Source organism: uncultured Nevskia sp., from assembly GCF_903885465.1.
Classification (GTDB): domain Bacteria; phylum Pseudomonadota; class Gammaproteobacteria; order Nevskiales; family Nevskiaceae; genus Nevskia.
The window spans coordinates 1-8,029 of record NZ_CAISIQ010000539.1 but is presented as its reverse complement, the minus strand read 5'-3'; the positions used below and the strand labels follow the sequence as shown (position 1 = coordinate 8,029).

The 8,029-nt window shown below is 64.2% G+C and carries 9 protein-coding genes; 5 read left to right on the top strand and 4 right to left on the bottom strand.

All coding sequences use genetic code 11. The features are described 5' to 3' along the window. From QZY06_RS20870 to QZY06_RS20850, 5 genes are all read left to right on the top strand, one after another. A partial coding sequence (locus tag QZY06_RS20870; RefSeq protein ID WP_295687874.1) for a DUF1329 domain-containing protein occupies positions 1–368 on the top strand: 368 nt, incomplete at its 5' end. A gap of 100 nt (positions 369–468) precedes the next feature. Beyond that, positions 469–1,470, top strand: a complete 1,002-nt coding sequence (locus QZY06_RS20865) for a YCF48-related protein (protein WP_295687872.1) — start codon at positions 469–471, stop codon at positions 1,468–1,470. Continuing rightward, positions 1,467–3,881 (top strand): MMPL family transporter, encoded by a 2,415-nt coding sequence (locus QZY06_RS20860; RefSeq protein WP_295687870.1) that lies wholly within the window; start codon positions 1,467–1,469, stop codon positions 3,879–3,881. Before QZY06_RS20865 ends, QZY06_RS20860 begins: the two co-directional genes overlap by 4 nt. Positions 3,882–4,081: 200 nt before the next feature. Then, a complete protein-coding gene (locus QZY06_RS20855) occupies positions 4,082–4,729 on the top strand; it encodes a 2OG-Fe dioxygenase family protein (protein ID WP_367275703.1) in 648 nt (215 codons plus the stop codon). Between the two features lie 123 nt (positions 4,730–4,852). Then, positions 4,853–5,095, top strand: a complete 243-nt coding sequence (locus tag QZY06_RS20850; protein WP_295687867.1) for a hypothetical protein — start codon at positions 4,853–4,855, stop codon at positions 5,093–5,095. 205 nt (positions 5,096–5,300) lie between these two features. Here the strand turns inward: QZY06_RS20850 and QZY06_RS20845 are convergent, their stop codons facing one another. The 4 genes from QZY06_RS20845 to gloA all read right to left on the bottom strand — a co-directional run bounded on the left by QZY06_RS20845 (position 5,301) and on the right by gloA (position 7,693). Then, on the bottom strand, positions 5,301–5,900 hold the full coding sequence (locus QZY06_RS20845) for a cysteine hydrolase family protein (RefSeq protein ID WP_295687866.1): 600 nt from the start codon (positions 5,898–5,900) through the stop codon (positions 5,301–5,303). A gap of 38 nt (positions 5,901–5,938) precedes the next feature. Further along, positions 5,939–6,430, bottom strand: a complete 492-nt coding sequence (gene msrB, locus QZY06_RS20840; protein ID WP_295687865.1) for a peptide-methionine (R)-S-oxide reductase MsrB — start codon at positions 6,428–6,430, stop codon at positions 5,939–5,941. Positions 6,431–6,451: 21 nt separating this feature from the next. Next, positions 6,452–7,081 carry a peptide-methionine (S)-S-oxide reductase MsrA gene (gene msrA / locus QZY06_RS20835; RefSeq protein WP_295687863.1) on the bottom strand — a complete coding sequence of 210 codons (630 nt, stop codon included), beginning with the start codon at positions 7,079–7,081 and terminating at the stop codon, positions 6,452–6,454. 171 nt (positions 7,082–7,252) lie between these two features. Beyond that, positions 7,253–7,693 (bottom strand): lactoylglutathione lyase, encoded by a 441-nt coding sequence (gene gloA, locus QZY06_RS20830; protein WP_295687860.1) that lies wholly within the window; start codon positions 7,691–7,693, stop codon positions 7,253–7,255. Between the last annotated feature and the right edge of the window lie 336 nt (positions 7,694–8,029).

Here is an 8,029-nt window from a genome sequence, read left to right as displayed (position 1 = left end):
GCCATCTCAATCCTGATCTGGTGCGCAACGAGCTGCACCGCGTCTGGGTGGTCGATTCCAAGCTGAAGAAAGGCACCTCGCATCTCTACGCGAGGCGCACCTTCTATCTCGACGAAGACACCTGGACGCCGGTGCTGGTCGACAAGTACGACGGCCGCGGCGAACTGTTCCGCACCGGCGAATATCACTCGATCCAGCTCTGGGACGTGCCGATGACCTTCGGCACCGTCGAAGTGCACAGCGATCTGCAGTCGGGCCGCTATCTGGCGCTCGGCGTGCGTACCGGCGACGACAAGATGTACGCGCCGTCGAAGCTGACCGCGGCCGATTTCACGCCGGCCTCGTTGCGCGAATCGGGCGTCCGCTGATCGGCTTTGAACAAGCCCTTGCTGCAGTGATGACCAGGGCCGACGGGCATTCCGCCGGCCCTGTTCGTTTCAACCTTCAACGAACATTGAGAGAACGTCGATGCGCAAGCCGCAACGATTGATCCTGGCCGGACTGCTCGGCGCAAGCGCGCTGATCGCAGTCCTGCAAGTGACGGCACAGGAGCCGGCCGCAGCAGCGACACCCGCCGTGCTGTCGACAGCCGGGCCGGTCGCCAAAGCCACGGTAGAGCGCCTGCTGCTGAACGATGCGACACGCGCCGGCAAGCGCATCGTCGCCGTCGGTGAGCATGGCTATGCGATCACCTCGGACGACGAAGGCGCGAGCTGGCAGCGCGGTGCTGGCCTGCGCCGGACCATGCTCACTGGTGTCCGCTTCGCCGACGACAAGACCGGCTGGGTGATCGGCCATGACGGCCTGATCGCGGCAACGACCGACGGCGGCGCAAGCTGGCACGAGCAGCGCTTTGCTCCGGATGAAGAAGAGCCGCTGCTCGGCGTCTACGCGCGCGACGCGTCGAACGCGATCGCCGTCGGCGCCTACGGGCTTTATCTCGAGACCAAGGACGGCGGCATCACCTGGACCGAGCGCAAGATCACCGAAGGCGAGGACGATCGCCACCTCAACGCGATCACCGCGTTCGGCAACGGCAAGCTCGCGATCGTCGGCGAATCCGGCAGCCTGCTGATCTCCATGGATGCCGGCGCCACCTGGACCGCCGCGAAGCCGCCGTACGAAGGCTCCTACTTCGGTGCGCTCGCAATTGGCAGCGAAGGCTTGATGATCTTCGGCCTGCGCGGCCAGGCCTTCGTCAGCAGCGATGCCGGCGTGACCTGGACGGCGGCCGAAGGCTCCGGCCCGGTGACCTTGCTCGGTGGTGGCGTTGGCGCCGATGGCAGCGTCACCCTGGTCGGCTCTGCCGGCACGGTGCGCATCAGCCGCGATACCGGCAAGACTTTCGCGCCGCTGGCACCCGCCAAGGTCGCTGCGTATTCGACGGCGCTGCCGCTCGATGCCAGGCATGCGCTGTTGTTCGGTGAAGCCGGCACCAGCGTCCTCGAACTCGCAGGAGCTGCGAAATGACTCTGACGCCTCGCAAGACCACGGCCGATCTGCCGCGCATCGAAGGACCGCTCGGTGGCCTGATCCGGGGTCTGTCGAACCTGTTGTTCAATCATCGCGCCTTGATGCTCGCCATCTTCGCCGCGCTCACCGTGTTCCTCGCCTGGTCGGCGAGCGGGCTGAAAGTGGATGCCGGGTTCAAGAAGATGATCCCGCTCGAACATCCGTACATGAAGACGTTCACGGACTACGAGCAGACCTTCGGCGGCGCCAATCGCATCATCGTCGCGCTGATCCGCGAGCCGGTGGAAGGCCAGACCACGACGATCTTCGACAAGGCCTTCATGGCCGATCTGAAGGCCGCGACCGATGACCTGTTCTACATCAAGGGCGTCGATCGCCCGACTGTGCAATCACTGTTCACGCCGAACGTGCGCTTCATCGAGATCGTCGAAGGCGGTTTTGCCGGCGGCAACGTCATCCCGGCCACCTTCCAGGGCGAGCCGGAAGATCTCGAAACCGTGCGCCGCAACGTGCAGAAGGCCGGGCTGGTCGGCCGTCTGGTGTCCAACGATCTGCATGGCGCGCTGATCCGTGCCGATCTGCTCGATGTCGATCCGGAAACCGGCGAGAAGCTGAACTACCCGCGCATCGCCGCCGAGCTGGAAGCGCTGCGCGTGAAGTACCAGAAGGACGGCATCACGGTGCACATCATCGGCTTCGCGAAAGCCGTGGGTGACATCACCGACGGCGCGAAGGGCGTCATCGCTTTCTTCCTGATCGCCTTCGTGATCACCGCACTCTTGCTGCTCTGGTACACCAAGTCCGCGAAGCTGACCGGTGTGGCGCTGGTCTGCGCGCTGCTGCCGGTGCTCTGGCTGCTAGGTACCTTGCCGCTCGCCGGTTACGGCATCGATCCGCTATCGATCCTGGTGCCGTTCCTGATCTTCTCGATTGGCTGCAGTCATGCCGTGCAGATGACCAACGCCTGGAAGGACGCGATCGCCGACGGCTTCGACGCCACCGATGCCTCGCGCTTCGCGTTCTCGCAGTTGTTCATTCCGGGAACGCTGGCGCTGGTCACCAACGCGCTCGGCTTCCTGGTGATCATGCTGATCGAGATCGACATCGTCCGCGAGCTGGGCATCACCGCCACGCTCGGTGTCAGCTTGATGATCGTCACCAACAAGATGGTGCTGCCGATCCTGCTCACCTATCTGCACATCGATCAGAAGACGCTCGATGCCAAGCAGGCGCAGGAGAAAAGCTTCGAGCCGATCTGGCGCGCCTGCTCGCATTTCGCCGAGCGCCGCACGGCGGTCTGGGCGATTGCCGGCAGCGTCGTGCTGCTGGTCGTCGGCTTCGCACTGGCGCGCGGGCAGAAGGTCGGCGATCTCGGTTCGGGCCTGCCGGAGTTGCGCGAGGACTCGCGCTACAACCGCGACAACGCGGCGATCACCAACAACTTCAAGATCGGCGTTGATGTCATCTCGATCGTCGTCCAGACCCATGACATCGACGGCGCCTGCACCGATCATCGGGTGATGGACGCCATGGACGCCTTCGAGTGGCGGATGAAGAACGTCGATGGCATCGCCAGCGCGATCTCGCTGCCGGGGCTGGCGAAGATCGTCAATTCCGGCTTCAACGAAGGCTCGCTGCGCTGGCGAGTGCTGGCCAGAAATCGCGATGTGCTGGCGCAAGCGGTGACGCCGATCGACACCGGCACCGGCCTGCTGAACTCGGACTGCTCGGCGATGCAGATGCTGTTCTTCACCAGCGATCATCAGGGTGAAACGCTCGCCCACATCGTGCAGTCGGTGAAGGACTGGAACACCGAGTTCCATTCGCCGACCAGCGAGTTCAAGGCGATTGCGCCGCTGGTCGAGTTCAAGCTGGCATCCGGCAATGCCGGCGTGATGGCGGCGACCAATGAAGCGGTCGAGGAAGCCGACAAGCACGAGTTGGCGGCGATCTTCGGCGCCATCACCCTGATGTGCCTGCTGACCTTCCGCTCGTTCGGCGCAACCTTGTGCATCATCCTGCCGTTGGCGCTGGTCTCGCTGCTGAACAATGCGCTGATGGCCGTACTCGGCATCGGCTTGAAGGTGTCGACCCTGCCGGTGGTCGCGCTCGGCGTCGGTGTCGGCGTCGACTACGGCATCTACCTGTACGACCGCATCGAAGTGCACCTGCACCACGGCAAGACCCTGGTCGAAGCCTTCTTCATCGCGCTCAAGGAACGCGGTGCGGCGGCGGCGTTCACCGCGGCGACGATGAGCCTCGGTGTCGCCACCTGGGCGTTCTCGGCGCTGAAGTTCCAGGCCGACATGGGCTTGCTGCTGAGCTTCATGTTCCTGGTCAACATGCTCGGCGCGCTGATCCTGCTGCCGTCTCTGCTGGCCTTCCTGGTCAAGGCGAGAAAGGCTTGAGGCTTGAGCGCTTTCTCGATGACAAATTTGTCTGATTCCGCGCAGCCACTCGATCCTCCACGGCACCGCGCGTTCGCGGATAATCCGCGTCCGCCATGAACCTCGTCCCGCCTCGTCCCGCTGTCATCGCCTTGCCGTCGCCGGCCCGACTGCGGGCAGCGATTGCGGCAGAAGGCTATGCCTTCGTCGCCGGTGCGGCGATGCAGGGCGCGCTGCTGTCAGCCGGGTCGCTGGCCGACTGGGCCGCGTTCAGCGGCAGCTGGAACGATCTCGCGCTCGATACCTTCATGGCCGATGGCGGCCGTTATCGCCGCCGTCGCCATGCCGTGTATGCGATCGAAGCCGGCGGCAAGCTGGCGCGCGAGGCGCATCAGCCGCATTGGCAGGGCCTTGAGTACAACCCGCTGAACGGCGGTGTCGCGCGCTGGTTCGAGCCGGTGACCGAGGCGATCGGCGCGGGTGACAGCTTGAGCACCATCCTGCGCTGGTGCGCCGGCCTGTTCGGGCGGCTGTCGCCGGAGGTCGCGAACTGGAAAGTCGAAGTCCACCAGTTCCGCATCGAGGCCGGCCCTGGCATCGCCGGCCAGCCGACACCGGAAGGCGCGCATCGCGATGGCGTCGATCACGTGCTGGTGCTGATGATCCGCCGCCACAACATCGCTGAAGGCACGACGACGATCATCGATGCGGATGGCAACACGCTCGGCAGCTTCACCCTGACCGACGCCTTCGACGCCGCCCTCGTCGACGATGCCCGCGTGCGTCATGGCGTGACGCCGGTGGAAGCGTTGGACTCTAGCCAGCCGGCTTATCGCGATGTGCTGGTGGTGACGTTCAAGCGACGTTAGGGGGTAGTGATGACTCAAGAAGAGTTCGTAGAGGCACTCAGGCGCGAGTGTCGCGATTCCGCAGTCAGCGATTGCCTGCAGAGCTATCAAGCGCCTTCCGGCAGACGGCCAGGCGCTGCCTTGATGAAGCTGTCCGAGTGGTACAAAACCTTGAGTAGCGAAGATCAGACCTACGTCGCGTTTGCAATGCGTGATGCCGCTGACGCCACGCTCTTTGGTGTCCTCAGCGTCATTGATGGCGTTCGTGCCATAGAGCCGTACGGCGAGAAGTCAGAGTTCAAGCTATCCGCCAATCGTCTTGGGGTGGAATCATCCCTCGCGCCTGGTCCGGACTTCCTGCATGACATTCTTCGGGCTAATCCCTGACGGCTCATTAGCAGGGTTGATTTTCCGCGCGACCTGCGCGTTCGACGTCTGAATCAATGGCAATAAAAAGCCCGCATGCCTTGCAGGCAGCGGGCTGGTTTCAGTGGCTCCGCCATCCCTGGCGCGAACGAGGCTCGCTGCATTGGGCCCCGGCCCGACCATCCATGGTCGGGCGCATGAGTTCAGCGAGGCATGCTCGCTGAACTCATGCCCAGGCGTCAGCGTTCTTCACTACGACGTTGAAGCCATCGGCAATCTCGGCCAGCGCGGTGTCGTGCACCTGCGAGGCCGGAATGCTGCCGCCCAGCGCGCCGGGCAGCGATCGCGTCGCACAGGCATCGGCGACCACCGTGGCGCGATAGCCGTGGTCGAAGGCCGAGCGGGCGGTGGCCGAGATGCACATGTGTGTCATCGCGCCGGCGATGATCACTTCGGTGCGGCCGCTGGCTTTCAGCTGATCGTCGAGGCCGGTGGCGGTGAAGCAGTTCGGGTAGTTCTTCTCGATCACCGCTTCGCCGGCGATCGGTTTCACCGAATCGATCAGACCGAAGTAGGGGCCGGTGGGATCGAAGATCGGTGCGCCGGGGCCGGTCTTGTGCTGGAAGTGGAACACCGGCACGCCGTTGGCGCGGGCCAGGCTCAGCAGCTTCTTGGTTTCATTCAGCGCGCGGTCGAGCTGATCGAGCGGCAGCGCGCCGCTCTGGTATTCGTTCTGCAGATCGATCACCAGCAAGGCGGAGCTGGCCAGCGGTGACGGCGTCAGCGGAGCGCCGGCAATCTGGGTGAGGGTGCGCGGTTCAGCCATGTCTCATCTCCTCGTTCTAGTTATGCCTGGATTGCCGCTCAGACTAGGTCGGTGTGCTGCGGTACCGGCTGGCCTTCATCGAAGAAGGCCATCGAGACCGAGTTCAGGCAGTAGCGCTGGCCGCTCGGCTTGGGGCCGTCGTTGAACACATGGCCGAGGTGACCATCGCAGCGCTGGCAACGCACTTCGGTGCGGATCATGCCGTAGCTGCGATCGGTGATGCTGCGGATGTGCGCCGGATCGTAGGGCTCGAAGAAGCTCGGCCAGCCGGTGCCGGAATCGAACTTGGTATTCGAGCGGAACAGCGGCAGGCCGCACAGGCGGCAGGCGTAGGTGCCGGCCTTCTTGTTGTCGGTGAACTGGCCGCAGAAGGCGCGTTCGGTACCGTGTTCGAGCAGCACGCGGTGCTCCTCGGCAGTCAGCGATTGCGCCAGCTCGGTCTTCAGCGCCGGGCTGATCGGACGCAGGTCGTAGCCGCTGGCAGACGGCGGAACAGGTGGGTTGACGATGACGGGTTCTGGCTTGGCCATGAAGGACCTCTCAATGAAGGGTTATTTGCGGACGTAGTCGGCGAACTTGTGTTCGAGCTTGTCGACCTTCGGCAGCGCCACGCCGGCGATGTACGGCTGACCGGGATTTCGCACCGCGTAATCCTGGTGATAGACCTCGGCAGTGAAGAACGTGTCGAGCGGCACCAGCGCGGTGACAATAGGGCTGCGGAACACTTTCGCGGCTTCCAGCTGAGCGATGTAGGCAGCGGCCACGTCGCGCTCGGCCTCATCGTGGAAGAAGATCGCCGAACGATACTGACGGCCGCGGTCGTTGCCCTGGCGGTCGAGCGTGGTCGGATCGTGAGCCACGGCGAACAGCACCTTGAGCAGCGCGCCATAGCTGATCACGGCTGGGTCGTAGACGATCTTGACGACCTCGGCGTGGTCGGTGCGGCCGGTGCAGACGGCTTCGTAGTTGGCGCTGTCGGCACTGCCGCCGGCATAACCGGAAATCACTTCGGAAACGCCATCGAGGCGCTCGAACACCGCTTCCACGCACCAGAAGCAGCCAGCCGCAAAGACGGCTTCCTGCGGCCCATCGCTGGTCGGGCTCAGGTCGCGGGCAGGGTCGGGGAAGCCGGAGTGGTCGGCGCGTCGTGCGGCAGCAGGAAGATCACAGACGATGTTCATCAGGGGCTCTCCATGAGGGCTGGGTCAGGGCCGGATCGGCCGTCGTCGCAGGGCGACACGGCCGGGGGCTGAAGGGCAGCTTGATTGCGAGGCTGCGGATCATGCGCCAATCGTCCGGGCGCGGCGGGCATTGTGTCTGCGCCGGGCCGTTCCCGATTCATGGCTGATCGTTCACGCAGCGCTGGCCACGCCAGCATGTGCGGCTGCATCCTGGCCGGACTTGCGCTGGATGAATTCGATCTTGTAACCGTCCGGGTCTTCGACGAAGGCGATCACCGTGGTGCCGTGCTTCATCGGCCCGGCTTCACGCACCACCTTGCCGCCGCGCGCCTTGACCATGTCGCAGGCCTGATAGGCGTCCGCCACTTCGAGCGCGACGTGGCCGTAGGCGTTGCCCAGCTCGTAGCTCGCGGTATCCCAGTTGTGGGTCAACTCCAGCTCGGCGCCAAGCTGCACGCCATCGACGCGATCTTCAGCGCCGAGAAACGCCAGGGTGAAACGGCCTTCCGGATAGTCGCGACGCGAGACCAGCTTCAGGCCGAGCACGTCCTGGTAGAACTGGATCGAGCGGTCGAGATCGCCGACTCGGAGCATCGTGTGCAGGATTTTCATGGGTCACTCCCGGATGACTGCAAAGTGGGGCAGCCGCAAGTGAATGCAAGGCAGCGGAGCTTGCGGGCCGAAGCTGGATGTTACCGTTCGGTACGAAGCGGTGGAGCCTCGTCTGACCGGATTCCGCCGAGGACGTTCCGTCGTCGCCACACGGCTGGTTACGGAGGCCGCAGCCTCGTGGATGACGCGGCGACGCCTTGCTGCAACATCACGGGCGCATGGTTCTTGCTTGAACACACGCCTTTGGAAACCGGCTAAAGTCAAGACCATGATGCCCTCGATCCTCAAGCTGGATATTGGTGGGATGCCGGTCAGCTGGATCCGTTGGCAGACTGC